Below are 19779 nucleotides of genomic sequence, written 5' to 3' on the forward strand. Positions count from 1 at the left end.
ATCAGACTACGATTAGCGAACGTCCAGCGGCCAGTGTACATAGCTTTGCCACTGGCTTTCCTGATCAATCAACTCTTTACCCAGCGGGTGATGCGCCAGCCAGTCGCCAGGTAAGGTTAACGTCAGATTTTCATTTAGCGCCTGTAGCGTAATTTCTGGTACCAGATCGTCACGACGGCGACCGGCAAAGAGAATCGCCAGGCGCAGCAAACGGCATAGCTGTTCCGCAACACGGGGCGGTACCGCGTTTTGCTGATGAAGCGAAGAGAGATCGACCGGATTGGTCTGATTCAGTAAGAGGGTGGCGAGCAACTTTTTCTGCGCGGGCGTATAGCCAGGCAGATCCAAATGGCGTACTAAATAGGCGGCATGATAGGGCGCCTGTTTAAAATCAACGCTCAGACCGATCTCATGCAATTGGCAAGCGCTAAGCAACAGTTCACGACTGATAGGCTCAATATGCCAGGCATTTTCTACCTGTTTGAGGAAGTTATCTGCCAGCTTCGCCACGCGATTTGCCTGATCGGTATCGACGATAAACCGACGCTGAATGTTTCGCAGCGTGCGGCTGCGGATATCCTGATCTACCGCCAGATGCAACATCCCATACACCAGCCCTTCGCGTAACGCGCCGCCTGCCAGCGTCATGCTCTGGATGTTCAGCTCGGTAAATATCGCGATCAGAATAGCCAGCCCGCTTGGGAAAACCAGCGCGCGCTCCAGCGTCAGTCCTTCGATTTCCAGCTCTTCCAGACGCCCGCACTGTATCGCGCGTTGTTTTAGCTGCTGCAGTTTGGCGAGCGTAATGCGCTCGTCCATCCCCTGCGCCATCATGATTTCCTGCAATGCCTGTACGGTGCCGGAGGCACCCACGCAGACCTTCCAGCCATGAAAACGCAGTTCATCGGCGACCGGACGCAGTACATCGCGCGCGGCTTTCTCCGCATCATCAAAGTTTTCTTGCGCCAGATTACGATCGCTAAAATAGCGTTCAAGCCACGTTACGCAGCCCATCGACAGGCTAAACAGCGACGTGGTTTGCGCGCCAGTGCCGGTAACCAGTTCAGTGCTGGCGCCGCCGATATCCACCACCAGTCGCTGATCTGCGCCGCCGGTGGTATGAGCGACCCCCTGATAAATTAGCCGCGCCTCTTCTTCGCCGCTGATAACCTGCACCGGACAACCAAGGATAGTCTGCGCTTTCGCGATAAATTCACCTGCATTGACGGCGAGACGCAATGTTGCGGTGGCAACCACGCGGATTTGTGGCTGCGGGATATCCTGCAAACGTTCAGCAAACAGGCGCAGGCATTGCCAGCCGCGTTCCATTGCTTCGGCTGAAAGGTGGTTGTCGTTGTTCAGACCCGCGGCCAGACGCACCTTGCGTTTTATTCGGGTCAGCGTCTGGATGCTTCCCGCCGCCTCGCGCACGACCAGCATATGAAAACTATTGGAACCGAGATCAATGGCGGCATACAACGAGGTGGAATTCATACACTTCATCCTTCAACCTGTATCCATGTTGGCTGCGTACTCTTCCTAAGCTCATCGGGATTTGTTTTCTTGCCGCCTTGATACAGGCTAAATGATTTTGTGTATGGCATAACTTTTCTTAACCTGAACGACGACGATTACGCGGAGCGCCAGCGCGGCGCGGACCATTGCCAGGACGCGCACGCGTCAGGCGCAACGGCTTGGGCAGATCGTTCATGAGCGCTTCCGGATTGTATTTGCTGACCGGAATCGAGTGGCCGATATAGCTCTCAATAGCGGGCAGATTCAGCGCATACTCTTCGCAAGCCAGGCTGATGGAATGTCCGCTGGCGCCAGCGCGACCGGTACGACCGATACGGTGAACATAGTCTTCACAATCGTCTGGCAGATCGTAGTTAAAGACGTGCGTTACGGCGGGGATATGCAACCCGCGCGCCGCGACATCGGTCGCCACAAGAATATCCAGATCGCCGCGGGTGAACTCATCCAGAATCCGCAGGCGCTTTTTCTGCGCGACATCGCCGGTCAGCAGACCAACACGATGGCCATCTGCCGCCAGGTGTCCCCAGATATCTTCGCAACGATGCTTGGTGTTGGCGAAAATAATGGCGCGATCCGGCCACTCTTCTTCGATCAGCGTTTGCAGTAAACGCATTTTCTCTTCATTAGAGGGATAGAAAAGCTCTTCTTTAATGCGGTGGCCGGTCTTTTGCTCCGGTTCCACTTCAACATATTCGGCGTTGTTCATCTGTTCAAACGCCAGTTCGCGAACCCGATAAGACAGGGTGGCGGAGAACAACATGTTCAGACGCTGCGCAGCCGGCGGCATACGACGGAACAGCCAGCGGATATCTTTAATAAAGCCCAAATCGTACATGCGATCGGCTTCATCGAGTACGACGACCTGAATGGCGCCGAGGTTAATGTGATTTTGTTTGGCGTAGTCGATCAGTCGGCCCGTCGTACCAATAAGAATATCAACGCCGCTTTCCAGCACTTTAAGCTGCTTGTCGTAACCATCGCCGCCGTAAGCCAGGCCTAATTTTAAGCCTGTCGCTTGCGCCAACGGCTCCGCGTCTGCGTGAATTTGTACGGCTAATTCACGCGTCGGCGCCATGATCAGCGCGCGCGGCTGGTTCACCTTGCGATCGTCGATCGCGGGATGAGAAAGTAAATAATGAAACGTTGACGTCAGAAACGCCATCGTTTTCCCGGTACCGGTTTGCGCCTGCCCTGCAACGTCACGACCCGCCAGCGTTAGCGGAAGGGCCAGTGCCTGAATGGGCGTACAATTATAAAACCCTTTTTTTTCAAGGGCTTCAACCACCTGTGGGTGCAGGGCGAAGTCGGAAAACTTCTGTTCTGTTAAATGTGTTTTGCTCATAGTGTGGTAGAATATCAGCTTACTATTGCTTTACGAAAGCGTATCCGGTGAAATAAAGTCAACCTTTGTTGGCGAAGTTAACATCAGCACCTCGTTGGTTAATGCTACACCAACACGCCAGGCTTATTCCTGTGGAGTTATATATGAGCGATAAAATTATTCACCTGACTGACGACAGTTTTGACACGGATGTACTCAAAGCGGACGGGGCTATCCTCGTTGATTTCTGGGCAGAGTGGTGCGGGCCGTGTAAAATGATCGCTCCGATTCTGGATGAAATCGCTGACGAATATCAGGGCAAATTGACCGTTGCCAAACTGAACATTGACCAGAACCCAGGTACTGCGCCTAAATATGGCATCCGCGGTATTCCGACTCTGCTGCTGTTTAAAAACGGCGAAGTGGCGGCAACCAAAGTAGGCGCACTGTCTAAAGGTCAGTTGAAAGAGTTTCTCGACGCCAATCTGGCGTAATACCTTTTATACGTCGAATGACAAAGGCGCTGTATGGTCAGGCGTCTGTCATTCGACGAATGATTAAGGTATCAGGCAGTTTCGTGGCGTCTGTTGTCCTTACGTTATTCTTAAATTGTCAGGATCTCTGGACGCCCGGTCTGAGTCGTGCTAAGTTAGTATTGACTTCGAATTAAACATACCTTATTAAGTTTGAATCTGGTTTTATCCGTCACTTCCCGTTTTTTCTCGCACGAGAAGTGGAAAGATTCCTGGCTCTTCGCTCATTCCGTCTTGTCGTTTCAGTTCTGCGTACTTTCCTGTGACCAGACAGCGAACAGACATGAGTTGATAGCCGTAAACAGGCATGGATGACCCTGCCATACCATTCACAACATTAAGTTCGAGATTTACCCCAAGTTTAAGAACTCACACCATTATGAATCTTACCGAATTAAAGAATACGCCGGTTTCTGAGCTGATCACTCTCGGCGAAAGTATGGGGCTGGAAAACCTGGCCCGTATGCGCAAGCAGGACATTATTTTTGCCATCCTGAAGCAGCACGCAAAGAGTGGCGAAGATATCTTTGGCGACGGTGTGCTGGAGATATTGCAGGATGGATTTGGTTTCCTCCGTTCTGCAGACAGCTCCTACCTCGCCGGTCCTGATGATATCTACGTTTCCCCCAGCCAAATCCGCCGTTTCAACCTCCGCACTGGTGATACCATTTCTGGTAAGATTCGCCCGCCGAAAGAAGGTGAACGCTATTTTGCGCTGTTGAAAGTTAACGAAGTTAACTACGACAAACCGGAAAACGCCCGTAACAAAATCCTCTTTGAGAACTTAACCCCGCTGCACGCAAACTCTCGTCTGCGTATGGAGCGTGGTAACGGTTCTACCGAAGACTTAACGGCGCGCGTTCTGGATCTGGCTTCGCCGATCGGTCGCGGCCAGCGCGGTCTGATTGTCGCGCCGCCGAAGGCGGGTAAAACCATGCTGCTGCAGAACATCGCGCAGAGCATCGCGTATAACCACCCAGACTGCGTGCTGATGGTGCTGCTGATTGACGAACGTCCGGAAGAAGTAACCGAGATGCAGCGTCTGGTGAAAGGCGAAGTTGTTGCCTCTACCTTTGACGAACCGGCATCCCGCCACGTTCAGGTTGCCGAAATGGTTATCGAGAAGGCGAAACGTCTGGTTGAACACAAGAAAGACGTTATCATCCTGCTCGACTCCATCACCCGTCTGGCGCGAGCCTACAACACCGTGGTGCCGGCTTCCGGTAAAGTATTGACCGGTGGTGTGGACGCTAACGCCCTGCATCGTCCGAAGCGTTTCTTCGGCGCGGCGCGTAACGTGGAAGAGGGCGGTAGCCTGACTATCATCGCGACGGCGCTAATCGATACCGGTTCCAAGATGGACGAAGTTATCTACGAAGAGTTTAAAGGCACCGGTAACATGGAGCTGCACCTCTCGCGTAAGATCGCTGAAAAACGTGTCTTCCCGGCTATCGACTACAACCGTTCCGGTACCCGTAAAGAAGAGCTGCTCACCACTCAGGAAGAGCTGCAGAAAATGTGGATCCTGCGTAAAATCATCCATCCGATGGGTGAAATTGACGCGATGGAATTCCTCATTAACAAACTGGCGATGACCAAAACTAATGACGACTTTTTCGAGATGATGAAGCGCTCATAACCTGGTCTTTACCTGAAAACGCCACGTTTTTACGTGGCGTTTTTGTTTTGCGATTCATCTTAGCGTCATGTCATATAAACTGGTCATCGGGATATGCGCTACAGAGTAACACCATGCACAATACACATTGTTTGCGGTAAAAAGTGTAATGTTCTAACAGGTCTCTTCTAGGAGCTGGCGTAACGCATTATACTTTAAGGAAATGATATATGCTGAGAGCACATACACTGTGAAGTTACTCACCGCTTTATCTGAGCTAATCAGTATTTTTTTATTCACGACCATTTTTATTTTTCTTGCGCGAAAAGTAGCCATAAAAATTGGTTTAGTGGATAAACCAAACTTTCGTAAACGACATCAGGGTGTTATCCCATTAGTCGGCGGGATTTCTGTGTTTGCAGGAATCTGCTTTATGTTTGGCCTCTCGGATTACTACATACCGCACTTATCGCTATATCTTATTTGCGCTGGTGTATTGGTTTTTGTTGGTGCGATGGATGACCGTTTTGATATCAGTGTAAAAATTCGTGCTGTGGTTCAGGCTGTTATTGCGGTTGTAATGATGGTTATCGCAAAACTTCACTTAGGTAGCCTTGGTTACATCTTTGGGCCTTGGGAGTTAGTGCTTGGCCCCTTTGGCTATTTCCTTACGCTGTTTGCGGTATGGGCGGCGATCAACGCTTTCAATATGGTGGACGGTATTGACGGCCTGCTGGGTGGGTTATCCAGCGTCTCATTTGCGGCGATGGGGCTGATTTTATGGTTTGATGGTCAGACTAGTCTGGCAATGTGGTGCTTTGCCATGATCGCCGCGATTCTGCCTTACATTATGCTTAATCTCGGTATTTTGGGGCGGCGTTATAAAGTCTTTATGGGCGATGCCGGTAGTACACTGATTGGCTTTACCGTCATCTGGCTCTTACTGGAAACGACGCAGGGGAAAACTCACTCTATCAGCCCGGTTACCGCGCTATGGATTATCGCTATTCCATTGATGGATATGGTGGCGATTATGTATCGCCGTCTGCGTAAAGGGATGAGCCCCTTTTCCCCTGATCGCCAACATATTCATCATTTGGTTATGCGAGCAGGGTTTACTTCCCGCCAGGCATTTGTTCTTATTACGCTCGCAGCGGCGATTCTGGCGGGAGTAGGCGTAACGGCAGAATACTCTCATTTTGTTCCTGAATGGGTTATGTTGGTGCTCTTTTTGCTAGCATTCTTCCTCTATGGCTACTGCATTAAGCGGGCCTGGAAGGTGGCGAGATTTATTAAGCGTGTGAAGCGTCGCCTGCGCAGGCAACGTGAGAACCGGCCAAACTTAACCAAGTAAATGAGGATACGATGACACAACCATTACCGGGGGCACGCGCGGTGAGCGCTGAAAATGAACTGGATATTCGCGGGTTGTTTCGTACTTTATGGGCTGGCAAATTCTGGATTATCGGCATTGGCCTGCTATTTGCCCTTATCGCGTTAGCCTATACCTTTTTTGCTCGTCAGGAGTGGAGTGCGACGGCGATCACCGATCGCCCAACCGTAAATATGTTGGGCGGTTATTACTCCCAGCAGCAGTTTCTGCGCAACCTGGATATTAAGACCGATCCTGCTTCTTCCGATAAACCCTCGGTGATGGATGAAGCGTATAAAGAGTTCATCATGCAACTTGCCTCCTGGGATACGCGTCGCGATTTCTGGTTACAGACGGACTATTACAAGCAGCGAATGGTCGGGAATAGCAAAGCTGATGCGGCGATGCTTGATGAACTGATCAATAACATACAGTTTACGCCCGGCGATTTTACACGCGCCATCAACGACAATGTGAAGCTGATTGCTGAAACTGCGCCGGACGCCAATAATCTGCTGCGTCAGTATGTCGCATTCGCCAGCCAGCGGGCGGCGAGCCATCTGAATGATGAATTAAAAGGTGCCTGGGCTGCGCGTACCGTGCAGATGAAAGCCCAGGTCAAACGGCAGGAAGAGGTTGCGAAAGCGATCTATTCACGTCGTGTAAACAGTATTGAGCAGGCGCTCAAAATTGCGGAACAACATAATATTTCTCGTAGCGCGACGGATGTCCCGGCGGATGAATTACCGGACTCAGAGCTTTTTTTACTCGGTCGCCCTATGTTGCAGGCGCGTCTTGAAAATCTGCAAGCGGTTGGCCCTGCGTTCGATTTGGACTACTTTCAAAATCGGGCAATGTTGAATACGCTTAATGTGGGGCCGACCCTGGACCCTCGTTTTCAGACCTATCGTTATTTGCGTACACCGGAAGAACCGGTAAAACGTGATAGCCCACGCCGAGCCTTCCTGATGATTATGTGGGGTATCGTTGGGGCGCTAATCGGTGCGGGCGTTGCCTTAACCCGTCGCCGCACGATTTAGCAACACCTCTGCAGTAGGGGGCTGGGCCCCTACTGTCTATTCGAAGAGAATCGATGTGAAAGTACTGACTGTATTTGGTACACGACCGGAGGCCATTAAGATGGCGCCTCTGGTCCATGCGCTGGAAAAAGATCCTCATTTCGAGGCCAAAGTATGCGTTACTGCGCAGCATCGGGAGATGCTTGATCAGGTATTAACTCTTTTTTCTATTGTGCCTGATTACGATCTCAACATTATGCAGCCGGGACAGGGGTTGACGGAAATTACCTGCCGAATTCTGGAGGGATTAAAGCCGATCCTGGCAGATTTTAAACCTGATGTGGTGCTGGTTCATGGCGATACCACCACTACGATTGCTACCAGCCTGGCGGCTTTCTATCAACGAATTCCGGTAGGGCACGTAGAAGCCGGGTTGCGAACCGGCGATCTCTATTCCCCCTGGCCGGAAGAGGCAAACCGCACGCTGACCGGACATCTGGCGATGTACCACTTTGCGCCGACGGAAAACTCGCGGCAGAATCTGTTGCGGGAGAACATTCCGGATGAGCGCATTTTTGTCACTGGCAATACCGTTATCGACGCGCTGATCTGGGTACGCGATCGCGTTCTGACGAGCGATACATTACAGGCTGAACTGGCCGAGCAGTATCCTTTCCTCAACGCGAATAAGAAAATGATTTTGGTGACCGGTCATCGGCGTGAAAGCTTTGGTCAGGGCTTTGAGCATATCTGCCAGGCGCTGGCGGAAATCGCCGCCGCGAACCAGAATGTGCAAATTGTCTATCCGGTGCATCTCAATCCCAACGTCAGCGAACCTGTCAACCGTATCCTCGGCCATGTTGAAAACGTGGTACTGATTGAACCGCAGGACTACTTACCTTTTGTCTGGCTGATGAATCACGCCTGGCTCATTCTGACCGATTCCGGCGGTATTCAGGAAGAAGCGCCGTCATTAGGTAAGCCGGTATTGGTCATGCGTGAAACCACAGAGCGTCCGGAAGCCATTACCGCTGGTACGGTAAGACTGATCGGCACGGACTCCCGGCGCATTGTGGCGGAAGTTATGCGTCTGCTGCACGACGAAAATGAATATCAAACCATGAGCCGCGCCCATAATCCTTATGGTGACGGGCAATCATGCGCGCGCATTTTACAGGCGTTAAAAAGTTATCGGGTATCGTTATGAGTTTTACGACCATTTCTGTTATTGGGCTGGGGTATATCGGATTACCGACTGCGGCCGCTTTTGCTTCCCGCCAGAAGCAGGTTATCGGCGTGGATATCAACCAACATGCGGTAGACACCATAAATCGCGGTGAAATTCACATCGTGGAGCCGGCGTTGGGCAATGTGGTGAAGATGGCGGTGGAAGGCGGCTTTCTGCGTGCGACGACGACACCTGTCGAGGCCGATGCGTACCTGATTGCCGTGCCGACGCCATTCAAAGGCGATCACGACCCTGACATGGCCTATGTGGAAGCCGCGGCGAAATCCATTGCGCCGGTATTAAAAAAAGGGGCACTGGTGATTCTGGAATCAACATCGCCGGTCGGCGCAACGGAGCAAATGGCCGGCTGGCTGGCCGGGATGCGCCCGGATCTGACCTTTCCCCAGCAGGCGGGCGAGCAGGCCGACGTGAATATCGCCTATTGTCCGGAGCGCGTGCTGCCGGGTCAGGTGATGGTGGAACTCATTAAAAATGACCGCGTGATTGGCGGTATGACGCCAGTATGTTCGGCTCGCGCCAGCGCGCTGTACAAAATTTTCCTTGAGGGCGAATGCGTTGTCACCAACTCGCGCACCGCAGAGATGTGCAAGCTGACGGAAAATAGCTTCCGTGATGTGAATATCGCTTTTGCGAATGAATTGTCGCTGATTTGCGCCGAACAGGGGATTAACGTCTGGGAATTGATCCGTCTGGCGAACCGCCATCCGCGCGTCAATATTTTGCAGCCGGGCCCAGGCGTTGGCGGGCACTGCATTGCGGTCGATCCGTGGTTTATTGTGGCGCAAAATCCGCAGCAGGCGAGACTGATTCGCACCGCGCGTGAAGTGAATGACGGCAAACCGCACTGGGTGGTCGATCAGGTAAAAGCCGCGGTCGCAGATTGCCTGGCGGCCACCGATAAACGCGCCAGCGAAGTGAAAATCGCCTGTTTTGGGCTGGCCTTTAAGCCGAATATCGACGATCTGCGCGAAAGCCCGGCGATGGGGATCGCGCAAAGTATCGCCCGCTGGCACAGCGGCGAAACCCTGATCGTCGAACCGAATATCCGTCAGTTGCCGAAAAAATTGGACGGACTTTGCACGCTGGCGAAACTGGACGCGGCGCTGGCCGCCGCCGATGTGCTGGTGATGCTGGTCGATCACGACGAATTTAAAGCGATTCCCGGCGATGCGGTTCATCAACGTTATGTGGTTGATACCAAAGGAGTCTGGCGCTGATGAAACGCATTCTGGTGACCGGCGGCGCAGGCTTTATCGGATCTGCGGTGGTGCGGCATATCATCCATGAAACGGCAGACGCGGTGGTGGTGGTGGATAAACTCACCTATGCGGGCAACCTGATGTCTCTGGCATCGGTGACGCAAAGCGACCGTTTCGCCTTTGAGAAGGTGGATATCTGCGATCGGGCATCACTGGAGCGAGTCTTCCAGCAGTATCAGCCCAATAGCGTGATGCACCTGGCGGCGGAAAGCCATGTAGACCGTTCCATCGACGGCCCGGCGGCGTTTATTGAAACGAATATCGTTGGTACTTACACCTTGCTGGAAGCCGCTCGCGCTTACTGGTCCGCGCTTGACGCGGACGCTAAAGCGGCGTTCCGCTTCCACCATATCTCCACCGATGAAGTGTATGGCGATCTGCATACTGCAGACGATTTCTTCACCGAAACCACGCCATATGCGCCAAGCAGCCCTTATTCCGCCTCCAAAGCCAGCAGCGACCATCTGGTACGCGCCTGGTTACGTACCTACGGTCTGCCTACGCTTGTCACCAACTGCTCTAATAACTACGGGCCCTACCATTTCCCGGAAAAACTGATCCCGCTGATGATTCTGAACGCGCTGGCGGGTAAACCATTGCCGGTCTATGGCAACGGTCAGCAAATTCGCGACTGGCTGTATGTAGAGGATCATGCCCGTGCGTTGTATCACGTGGTGACGAACGGCGCGGTGGGCGAAACGTATAATATCGGCGGTCATAACGAACGTAAAAATCTGGATGTGGTCAGGACGATCTGCGCTCTGCTGGAAGAACTGGCCCCACAAAAACCGCAGGGTGTGGCGAATTATCACGATCTCATTACCTTCGTCGACGATCGACCCGGCCATGACTTACGTTATGCCATCGACGCGTCGAAAATCGCCCGCGAGCTGGGCTGGACGCCGCAGGAAACCTTCGAAAGCGGGATGCGAAAAACCGTTCAGTGGTATCTCGCCAATGAGGCCTGGTGGAAACCCGTGCAGGATGGCAGTTATCAGGGCGAACGCTTAGGACTGAAACGCTAAACGGCAGGTTCTTACTCCTGGAGGAGAAACGAATGAAAGGCATCATTCTGGCGGGAGGTTCCGGTACCCGGTTGCATCCCATTACGCGCGGCGTATCAAAGCGCCAGGGCTTCAAAATTGCCTGTCTGGAGGAGATTGCCTGGCGCAACGGCTGGCTGGATGATGATGGTTTGAAACGCGCCGCCAGTCAGCTTGAAAAAACCGGCTATGGCCAATATTTACTGGAGTTGCTCCGTGCCCGTCCGCGCCAGTATTGAACCGTTACTCTGGGAAAATACGTTCTTTGGCGTGAATAGCGGCATTGTGCGTATCGATGCCTCAGCGCCCGAATTAACGCCAGAAGCGCTGCAGGCGTGGCAACGCGTGCAGGTAAAAGTGCCGGCTGAAAATATCGCCTGGCTGTCGGCGTTGCAATCGCTGGGATTCTCTTTGGTTGAAGGCGAGGTGGATTTTGCGTTGCCGGTAAAAGGGCATCGCGACCAGCATGGCGCGGGAATTGCACATCTTAAAGACATTCCTGCTTTGCGTCAGTTGGCCGGAGAGGCGTTTACGCAGAGTCGTTTTCGCGCGCCGTGGTATGCGCCCGATGCCAGCGCCCGTTTTTACGCCCAGTGGATTGAGAATGCGGTACGCGGCACGTTTGATCACCAATGCCTGGTGCTTCGCACAGAGACAGGCGCTATCCGTGGTTACGTCTCGCTGCGGGAATTGAATGATACCGACGCGCGCATCGGTCTGTTGGCCGGACGCGGCGCGGGAGCGGAACTTATGCAGGCGGCGATCTGTTGGGCGCAGAGTCGCGGCAAAGCAACATTGCGGGTGGCGACCCAGTTGGGCAACACCGCCGCGCTTAAACGTTACATACAAAGCGGTGCCAACATCGAAAGCACTGCGTACTGGTTATACAGGTGACAACATGATTCCTTTTAATGCGCCGCCGGTGGTGGGAACCGAACTCGAATACATGCAGTCTGCAATGAGCAGCGGCAAACTGTGCGGCGACGGCGGCTTTACGCGTCGTTGCCAGCAGTGGCTGGAGCAACATTTCGGCAGCGCGAAGGTGTTGCTGACGCCTTCCTGTACCGCATCACTCGAGATGGCGGCTCTGTTGTTGGATATTCAGCCCGGCGATGAAGTGATCATGCCGAGCTTTACGTTTGTCTCCACCGCTAACGCTTTTGTCCTGCGCGGCGCGAAAATTGTGTTTGTCGATATTCGTCCGGATACGATGAATATTGACGAAACGCTGATTGAGGCGGCGATTACTGATAAAACCCGCGCTATCGTGCCGGTACACTACGCTGGCGTCGCTTGTGAAATGGACGTCATCATGGCGCTGGCGGATAAGTATAATCTGTTCGTTGTCGAGGATGCCGCCCAGGGTGTGATGTCCACGTACAAAGGGCGCGCGTTAGGGACGATCGGTCACATCGGCTGTTTTAGCTTCCATGAAACCAAAAATTACACCGCTGGCGGCGAAGGCGGCGCGACGCTGATCAACGATCGTACGCTAATTGAACGCGCGGAGATCATCCGCGAAAAAGGCACCAACCGTAGCCAGTTCTTCCGTGGTCAAGTGGACAAATACACCTGGCGGGATATCGGCTCCAGTTATTTGATGTCCGATCTGCAGGCTGCCTATCTGTGGGCGCAACTGGAGGCCGCCGATCGTATCAATCAACAGCGTCTGTCGCTGTGGCAGACTTACTACGATGCGTTAACGCCGCTGGCGCGCGCCGGGCGTATCGAGCTGCCTTCTATTCCGGAAAACTGCGGGCATAATGCCCATATGTTTTACATCAAACTGCGGGATATCGCCGATCGCAGCGCGCTGATTAATTTCCTGAAAGAGGCGGAAATCATGGCGGTATTCCATTACATTCCGCTGCATGATTGTCCGGCGGGCGATAAATTCGGCGAGTTTATCGGGGACGATGTCTACACCACAAAAGAGAGCGAACGTTTGCTGCGTCTGCCGCTGTTTTATAACCTTGCGCCCGTCGATCAACGAACGGTGATTACTACCTTGCTAAATTATTTCTCCTGATATGTCGCTTGCTAAAGCCTCCCTGTGGACGGCGGTCAGTACGCTGGTAAAAATTGGCGCCGGACTGCTGGTGGTGAAACTACTGGCCGTCTCTTTTGGCCCGGCGGGCGTCGGACAAGCGGGTAACTTCCGCCAGATGATCACCGTGCTGGGCGTATTGGCTGGCGCGGGGATATTTAACGGCGTTACCAAACTCGTCGCACAACATCATGATGACCCGGCGCAGTTACGTACCGTGGTGGGAACCTCCTCCGCGATGGTATTGGGGTTCTCTACGCTGCTGGCGCTGGTCTTCCTGCTGGCGGCGGCACCGATTAGCCAGGGACTGTTCGGTCACACGGACTATCAAGGGCTGGTGCGTCTGGTTGCGCTGGTACAAATGGGGATCGCCTGGGCGAACCTGCTGCTGGCGCTAATGAAGGGCTTTCGTGACGCGTCGGGTAATGCCTTATCGTTAATTGTCGGCAGCTTTTTGGGCGTCGTCGCCTGGTATCTCTGCTATCGTGTCGGCGGCTATGAAGGCGCTCTGCTTGGCCTGGCGCTGGTGCCGGCGCTGGTGGTAGTGCCTGCCGGTATAATACTGATTAAGCGCGGCACCGTCCCGCTACGTTATCTCAAGCCCTCCTGGGATAACGGTCTGGCAGGGCAGCTCAGTAAATTTACCCTGATGGCGCTGATTACCTCCGTTACGATGCCGGTCGCCTATGTGATGATGCGAAACCAACTGGCCGCGCACTATAGCTGGAGCGATGTCGGGATCTGGCAGGGCGTAAGCAGTATTTCTGACGCCTATCTGCAATTTATCACCGCCTCCTTCAGCGTTTACCTGTTACCCACGCTCTCACGCCTGACGGAAAAACAGGACATTACGCGTGAAGTGGTAAAAGCGCTGAAATTTGTTTTACCGGCGGTTGCGGCGGCGAGTTTTACCGTCTGGCTACTGCGCGATTTTGCTATCTGGCTGCTTTTTTCCGCCAAATTCACCGCGATGCGCGATCTGTTCGCCTGGCAGTTAGTGGGCGACGTGCTGAAAGTCGGCGCCTATGTTTTCGGTTATCTGGTGATTGCCAAAGCGTCGTTGCGATTTTACATTCTGGCCGAAATTAGCCAGTTCATTCTGTTAACGGCGTTCGCTCACTGGCTGATTCCCGCTCACGGCGCGCTGGGTGCGGCACAGGCTTATATGGCCACCTATATTGTCTATTTTTCACTTTGTTGCGGCGTATTTTTACTCTGGCGTAGGCGAGCATGACTGTACTGATTCACGTCCTGGGATCGGATATCCCTCACCATAACCACACCGTGCTGCGGTTTTTCAATGATACGCTGGCCGCCACAAGCGAGCACGCGCGCGAATTTATGGTTGCTGGCGAAGATAACGGCTTCACGGAAAGCTGCCCGGCGCTCTCGCTTCGTTTTTATGGCAGTAAGAAAGCGCTGGCGCAGGCGGTCATCGCCAAAGCGAAAGCAAATCGTCGACAGAGATTCTTCTTTCACGGTCAGTTCAACACCAGCCTGTGGCTGGCGCTGTTAAGCGGCGGTATTAAGCCAGCTCAGTTTTACTGGCATATCTGGGGCGCGGATCTCTACGAAGTGTCCCACGGGCTGAAATTCCGTCTTTTCTACCCGCTTCGTCGTATCGCGCAGGGGCGAGTAGGGGGCGTATTCGCGACGCGCGGCGATCTCAGCTATTTTGCGCGCCTGCATCCGGGCGTACGCGGCGAGTTGCTCTATTTCCCGACGCGCATGGACCCTTCCCTGAATGCTATGGCAAAAGAGCACCAACGTGCGGGGAAATTGACCATTTTGGTAGGGAACTCCGGCGATCGCAGTAACCAACATATTGCGGCGTTACGGGCGGTGTATCAGCAGTTTGGCGACACGGTAAACGTGGTGGTGCCGATGGGCTATCCGGCCAATAACCAGGCCTATATTGATGAGGTTCGTCAGGCCGGTCTGGCGCTGTTTAGCGCCGAAAATCTACAAATTCTTAGCGAAAAAATGGAATTTGATGCCTATCTTGCGCTGTTGCGCCAGTGCGACCTCGGTTATTTTATTTTTGCCCGCCAACAGGGGATCGGGACGTTGTGTCTGCTAATTCAGGCCGATATCCCGTGCGTACTGAACCGCGACAATCCTTTCTGGCAGGATATGGCGGAACAGCATCTGCCCGTCCTGTTTACCACGGACGATCTTAATGAGCAGGTCGTGCGCGAGGCGCAGCGTCAGCTCGCATCGGTAGATAAAAGCGGCATCACCTTCTTTAGCCCCAACTACCTGCAACCGTGGCATAATGCGTTGAGAATCGCCGCAGGAGAAGCCGAATGAGTTTAATGCAATTCAGCGGGCTGCTGGTGGTCTGGCTGCTCTCTACGCTGTTTATCGCCACGCTGACCTGGTTTGAATTCCGCCGCGTGCGTTTTAACTTCAACGTTTTCTTTTCGTTGCTGTTTTTGTTGACCTTCTTTTTTGGTTTTCCGCTAACCAGCGTGCTGGTATTTCGTTTCGACGTTGGCGTTGCGCCGCCGGAAATCTTATTGCAGGCTCTATTATCCGCCGCCTGTTTCTACGGCGTGTATTACGTGACCTATAAAACGCGTTTACGCAAACGCGTTGTGGATGTACCACGCAAGCCGCTATTTACCATGAACCGGGTGGAAACCCACCTTACCTGGGTGATCCTGATGGGCATCGCGCTGGTGAGCGTGGCGATTTTCTTTATGCATAACGGCTTTTTGCTGTTCCGGCTGCACTCCTACAGCCAGATCTTTTCCAGCGAAGTCTCCGGCGTGGCGTTAAAACGGTTCTTCTATTTCTTCATTCCGGCGATGCTGGTGGTCTATTTCCTGCGCCAGGACAGCAAAGCGTGGCTGTTCTTTCTGGTGAGCACCGTCGCGTTTGGTCTGTTGACCTACATGATTGTCGGCGGCACGCGCGCTAACATCATTATTGCGTTTGCTATCTTCCTGTTTATCGGCATTATTCGGGGCTGGATCAGCCTGTGGATGCTGGCAGCGGCGGGCGTGCTGGGGATTGTCGGTATGTTCTGGCTGGCGCTCAAACGCTACGGATTAAATGTGAGCGGCGATGAGGCGTTCTATACGTTTCTTTATCTGACGCGCGATACCTTTTCGCCGTGGGAGAATCTGGCGCTGCTGTTGCAAAATTACCACAATATCGATTTTCAGGGGCTGGCCCCTATCGTGCGTGATTTCTACGTCTTTATTCCCACCTGGTTATGGCCGGGACGACCCAGTATTGTGCTGAACTCTGCGAATTACTTCACCTGGGAAGTCCTGAACAACCATTCTGGCCTGGCGATATCGCCAACGCTTATCGGATCGCTGGTGGTCATGGGCGGGGCGCTGTTTATTCCGCTCGGCGCGATCGTCGTCGGGCTGATTATCAAATGGTTCGACTGGCTGTATGAACTGGGTAACCGGGAGCCCAATCGCTATAAGGCGGCGATTCTGCACAGTTTCTGCTTTGGCGCCATCTTTAATATGATTGTGCTGGCGCGAGAAGGGCTGGATTCGTTTGTCTCGCGCGTGGTTTTCTTCCTGGTGGTTTTTGGCGCCAGCCTGCTGGTCGCTAAGCTTCTGTTCTGGTTATTTGATAGCGCCGGACTGATTCATAAACGTACAACTTCGCTCCCTCAGGCACAGGTGGAAGGAAAACTATGACTAACAATGCCGCTGCGCCCCTTTACTCGCTGCGTGGATTACCTCTGATTGGCTGGCGCGACATGTCACATGCGCTGAATTATCTGTTTGCCGATGGACAACTGAAGCAAGGCACGTTGGTGGCGATCAACGCCGAAAAGCTGCTGACGGCGGAAGATAATCCGGAAGTTCGCGCGTTGATAGCGGCGGCGGAATTTAAATATGCCGATGGCATCAGCGTGGTGCGTTCAATACGTAAAAAATTTCCGCAGGCGCAGGTTTCTCGTGTGGCTGGCGCCGACCTTTGGGAAGCGTTAATGGCGCGCGCGGGGAAAGAAGGCACACCGGTATTTCTTGTCGGCGGCAAGCCTGAGGTGCTGGCGCAGACGGAAGCAAAACTGCGGACGCAGTGGAACGTCAATATTGTGGGTAGCCAGGACGGTTACTTTACGCCGGAGCAGCGTCAGGCGCTATTTGCGCGTATCCATGCCAGCGGCGCGAAAATTGTCACCGTCGCGATGGGATCGCCAAAACAGGAATTGCTCATGCGCGATTGTCGGGAAGTGCATCCCCATGCGCTATATATGGGGGTGGGCGGTACCTATGATGTGTTTACCGGTCACGTCAAACGCGCCCCAAAAATATGGCAGAACCTGGGGCTGGAGTGGTTGTATCGTCTGCTTTCTCAACCGAAGCGTATTACCCGCCAGATGCGTCTGCTGCGCTACCTTCGCTGGCACTATACTGGCGATCTCTAATTCTCCCTTCTGATGACTTGAGCAGCGGATTGTGCTTATGGCGCTGCTCATTTACAACATAATTGATGATTTCTTACACAATAAATGCATTTTTTTAATGCTCCATTTGCCATTTGTCCAAATTTAAGAAAATATTCGCAACAATCGATGTACCCATAACAATAACCGGTACTACCGGAACCGTTGCAAACACGACATGAGGATTTATGGCAGAGAAAAAACCGGAGCTACAGCGTGGGCTGGAAGCTCGTCATATTGAATTGATTGCCCTCGGGGGCACCATCGGCGTCGGACTCTTTATGGGCGCCGCCAGTACGCTGAAATGGGCGGGCCCGTCAGTGCTGCTGGCGTATATCATCGCCGGATTGTTCGTCTTTTTCATCATGCGTTCGATGGGGGAGATGCTCTTTCTGGAACCTGTTACCGGCTCCTTTGCCGTGTACGCCCACCGGTATATGAGTCCTTTTTTTGGCTATCTTACCGCCTGGTCATACTGGTTTATGTGGATGGCGGTCGGAATCTCGGAAATTACCGCCATTGGGGTCTACGTCCAGTTCTGGTTTCCGGAGATGGCGCAGTGGATACCGGCGCTGATTGCCGTCGGACTGGTTGCGTTGGCGAATTTGGCTGCGGTGCGCCTGTATGGTGAAATCGAATTCTGGTTTGCGATGATCAAAGTCACCACGATTATTGTGATGATCATCATCGGTCTGGGGGTGATTTTCTTCGGCTTTGGTAACGGCGGCCAGGCGGTTGGCTTTGGTAATCTGACCGAGCATGGCGGCTTTTTTGCCGGCGGCTGGAAAGGCTTTCTGACCGCATTATGTATCGTGGTGGCCTCTTATCAAGGGGTTGAGTTGATCGGTATTACCGCCGGTGAAGCGAAGAATCCGCAGGTGACGTTGCGTAGCGCGGTGGGTAAGGTGCTGTGGCGTATCCTGATTTTTTATGTTGGCGCGATTTTCGTAATCGTCACCATTTTCCCGTGGAATGAGATTGGCAGCAACGGCAGTCCCTTTGTGCTCACCTTCGCGAAAATCGGCATCACCGCCGCGGCTGGCATTATCAACTTTGTCGTGCTGACGGCGGCGCTCTCCGGCTGTAACAGCGGAATGTATAGCTGTGGGCGTATGCTTTACGCGCTGGCGAAAAACCGTCAACTGCCGGCGGCAGTCGCGAAAGTCTCTCGCCACGGCGTGCCGGTCGCGGGCGTGGCGCTCTCTATTTTGATTTTGCTGGTAGGTTCTTGCCTGAACTACATCATCCCCAATCCGCAGCGCGTCTTTGTTTACGTTTATAGCGCCAGCGTACTGCCGGGGATGGTGCCGTGGTTTGTCATTCTGATTAGCCAACTGCGCTTTCGTCGGGCGCATAAAGAAGCGATTGCGGATCATCCTTTTCGTTCCATTATGTTCCCGTGGGCGAACTATTTGACGATGGCGTTTCTGGTTTGCGTTTTAATCGGCATGTACTTTAATGAAGATACGCGCATGTCGCTGTTTGTCGGCGTCATCTTCCTGCTGGCCGTCACGCTGGTCTACAAAGTTTTCGGTCTGAATCGTCACGGAACCGCCCACAAGGTGGGGGAATAAGCGCCAAAATGCGCAAAGCATAACCAAACGCGCATTTTATTTAAAAAGGCACTGGACAGCGGGGTGTGAAGTCCGTATTATCCACCCCCGCAACGGCGCTAAGCGCCCGTAGCTCAGCTGGATAGAGCGCTGCCCTCCGGAGGCAGAGGTCTCAGGTTCGAATCCTGTCGGGCGTACCATTTATTTAGGTGCTTGAGCTGCGGTGGTTTAATACCGCGTAAAAAGTTTCAGTGGTGGCTATAGCTCAGTTGGTAGAGCCCTGGATTGTGATTCCAGTTGTCGTGGGTTCGAATCCCATTAGCCACCCCATTAATATAGGGTTGTGAAACGCGAAGGTGGCGGAATTGGTAGACGCGCTAGCTTCAGGTGTTAGTGTCCTTACGGACGTGGGGGTTCAAGTCCCCCCCCTCGCACCACGACTCAATGAATTGAACTAAAAATTCAAAAAAGCAGTATATCGGCGAGTAGCGCAGCTTGGTAGCGCAACTGGTTTGGGACCAGTGGGTCGGAGGTTCGAATCCTCTCTCGCCGACCAATTTTGAACCCCGCTTCGGCGGGGTTTTTTGTTTTCTGTTCATTTTCAACCACTTATCCCGCACGTGTTGCCATTATGGTTTATTGGCGATATCCCAGGCTTCATTTGTCGCTATTCGGTGACGAATAATCTATTGATTTATAATCACTTTATAAAAAGTATCCTGTTCTGTCTCCGCCGGGCGACACGCTAAAACCTCGCCAGCGGCGGGGGGATGACAATCGCGTGAATTCTCTACGTTTTTTTAATGCCT

18 protein-coding genes and 4 tRNA genes are annotated in these 19779 nt (G+C 53.1%); 20 read left to right on the top strand and 2 right to left on the bottom strand.

All coding sequences use genetic code 11. From position 1 onward, the window contains the following. Window positions 1-12: 12 nt before the first annotated feature. The gene (gene gppA, locus ACLJR2_RS18260) at window positions 13-1494 is read right to left on the bottom strand and encodes a guanosine-5'-triphosphate,3'-diphosphate diphosphatase (RefSeq protein WP_001089447.1); all 1482 of its coding nucleotides are present in this window, start codon (window positions 1492-1494) and stop codon (window positions 13-15) included. Between the two features lie 118 nt (window positions 1495-1612). Then, window positions 1613-2878: an ATP-dependent RNA helicase RhlB gene (gene rhlB / locus ACLJR2_RS18265; RefSeq protein ID WP_000047524.1), complete on the bottom strand. Its 1266-nt coding sequence runs from the start codon at window positions 2876-2878 to the stop codon at window positions 1613-1615. A gap of 143 nt (window positions 2879-3021) precedes the next feature. Here rhlB and trxA point away from each other — a divergent pair, with 143 nt between their 5' ends. The 20 genes from trxA (at window position 3022) to ACLJR2_RS18365 (ending at window position 19526) form a co-directional block, all read left to right on the top strand. Then, window positions 3022-3351: a thioredoxin TrxA gene (gene trxA / locus ACLJR2_RS18270; RefSeq protein ID WP_001280776.1), complete on the top strand. Its 330-nt coding sequence runs from the start codon at window positions 3022-3024 to the stop codon at window positions 3349-3351. 247 nt (window positions 3352-3598) lie between these two features. Continuing rightward, the gene (locus ACLJR2_RS18275) at window positions 3599-3682 is read left to right on the top strand and encodes a rho operon leader peptide (RefSeq protein ID WP_134820045.1); all 84 of its coding nucleotides are present in this window, start codon (window positions 3599-3601) and stop codon (window positions 3680-3682) included. An 87-nt stretch (window positions 3683-3769) separates the two neighbouring features. After that, on the top strand, window positions 3770-5029 hold the full coding sequence (rho, locus tag ACLJR2_RS18280) for a transcription termination factor Rho (RefSeq protein WP_001054532.1): 1260 nt from the start codon (window positions 3770-3772) through the stop codon (window positions 5027-5029). A gap of 229 nt (window positions 5030-5258) precedes the next feature. Continuing rightward, window positions 5259-6362: a UDP-N-acetylglucosamine--undecaprenyl-phosphate N-acetylglucosaminephosphotransferase gene (gene wecA / locus ACLJR2_RS18285; protein ID WP_000771937.1), complete on the top strand. Its 1104-nt coding sequence runs from the start codon at window positions 5259-5261 to the stop codon at window positions 6360-6362. An 11-nt stretch (window positions 6363-6373) separates the two neighbouring features. After that, complete coding sequence (wzzE, locus tag ACLJR2_RS18290) at window positions 6374-7420, top strand: ECA polysaccharide chain length modulation protein (protein ID WP_000193413.1); 1047 nt, start codon at window positions 6374-6376, stop codon at window positions 7418-7420. Between the two features lie 55 nt (window positions 7421-7475). Beyond that, window positions 7476-8606: a non-hydrolyzing UDP-N-acetylglucosamine 2-epimerase gene (gene wecB / locus ACLJR2_RS18295; protein WP_000866685.1), complete on the top strand. Its 1131-nt coding sequence runs from the start codon at window positions 7476-7478 to the stop codon at window positions 8604-8606. Beyond that, window positions 8603-9865 (top strand): UDP-N-acetyl-D-mannosamine dehydrogenase, encoded by a 1263-nt coding sequence (wecC, locus tag ACLJR2_RS18300; protein WP_000011232.1) that lies wholly within the window; start codon window positions 8603-8605, stop codon window positions 9863-9865. Before wecB ends, wecC begins: the two co-directional genes overlap by 4 nt. Further along, complete coding sequence (gene rffG / locus ACLJR2_RS18305; protein WP_000822154.1) at window positions 9865-10932, top strand: dTDP-glucose 4,6-dehydratase; 1068 nt, start codon at window positions 9865-9867, stop codon at window positions 10930-10932. Before wecC ends, rffG begins: the two co-directional genes overlap by 1 nt. Next, window positions 10875-11189 carry a sugar phosphate nucleotidyltransferase gene (locus ACLJR2_RS18310; protein WP_223151143.1) on the top strand — a complete coding sequence of 105 codons (315 nt, stop codon included), beginning with the start codon at window positions 10875-10877 and terminating at the stop codon, window positions 11187-11189. Before rffG ends, ACLJR2_RS18310 begins: the two co-directional genes overlap by 58 nt. After that, the gene (gene rffC, locus ACLJR2_RS18315; RefSeq protein ID WP_001145158.1) at window positions 11167-11844 is read left to right on the top strand and encodes a dTDP-4-amino-4,6-dideoxy-D-galactose acyltransferase; all 678 of its coding nucleotides are present in this window, start codon (window positions 11167-11169) and stop codon (window positions 11842-11844) included. The genes ACLJR2_RS18310 and rffC overlap by 23 nt, the downstream gene beginning before the upstream one ends. Before the next feature lie 4 nt (window positions 11845-11848). Continuing rightward, window positions 11849-12979: a dTDP-4-amino-4,6-dideoxygalactose transaminase gene (rffA, locus tag ACLJR2_RS18320; RefSeq protein WP_000612080.1), complete on the top strand. Its 1131-nt coding sequence runs from the start codon at window positions 11849-11851 to the stop codon at window positions 12977-12979. 1 nt (window position 12980) lies between these two features. Next, window positions 12981-14231, top strand: a complete 1251-nt coding sequence (wzxE, locus tag ACLJR2_RS18325; RefSeq protein WP_000050291.1) for a lipid III flippase WzxE — start codon at window positions 12981-12983, stop codon at window positions 14229-14231. Beyond that, window positions 14228-15307: a TDP-N-acetylfucosamine:lipid II N-acetylfucosaminyltransferase gene (locus ACLJR2_RS18330; protein ID WP_000217184.1), complete on the top strand. Its 1080-nt coding sequence runs from the start codon at window positions 14228-14230 to the stop codon at window positions 15305-15307. The genes wzxE and ACLJR2_RS18330 overlap by 4 nt, the downstream gene beginning before the upstream one ends. Further along, window positions 15304-16662, top strand: coding sequence for an ECA oligosaccharide polymerase (wzyE, locus tag ACLJR2_RS18335; protein WP_000055605.1), 1359 nt, complete (start codon window positions 15304-15306; stop codon window positions 16660-16662). The genes ACLJR2_RS18330 and wzyE overlap by 4 nt, the downstream gene beginning before the upstream one ends. Continuing rightward, window positions 16659-17399: a lipopolysaccharide N-acetylmannosaminouronosyltransferase gene (gene wecG, locus ACLJR2_RS18340; protein WP_000183617.1), complete on the top strand. Its 741-nt coding sequence runs from the start codon at window positions 16659-16661 to the stop codon at window positions 17397-17399. The genes wzyE and wecG overlap by 4 nt, the downstream gene beginning before the upstream one ends. Window positions 17400-17605: 206 nt before the next feature. Next, a complete protein-coding gene (gene thrP, locus ACLJR2_RS18345; RefSeq protein ID WP_000818384.1) occupies window positions 17606-18991 on the top strand; it encodes a bifunctional threonine/serine APC transporter ThrP in 1386 nt (461 codons plus the stop codon). A gap of 102 nt (window positions 18992-19093) precedes the next feature. Next, window positions 19094-19170, top strand: a tRNA-Arg gene (locus ACLJR2_RS18350). Between the two features lie 54 nt (window positions 19171-19224). Further along, window positions 19225-19300: transfer RNA gene (locus ACLJR2_RS18355), tRNA-His, on the top strand. A 20-nt stretch (window positions 19301-19320) separates the two neighbouring features. Continuing rightward, window positions 19321-19407, top strand: a tRNA-Leu gene (locus ACLJR2_RS18360). A 42-nt stretch (window positions 19408-19449) separates the two neighbouring features. Continuing rightward, window positions 19450-19526: transfer RNA gene (locus ACLJR2_RS18365), tRNA-Pro, on the top strand. Window positions 19527-19779: the final 253 nt, after the last annotated feature.

The sequence above is a fragment of the Salmonella sp. SAL03688 genome, from assembly GCF_046551895.1.
Taxonomy (GTDB): domain Bacteria; phylum Pseudomonadota; class Gammaproteobacteria; order Enterobacterales; family Enterobacteriaceae; genus Salmonella; species Salmonella enterica.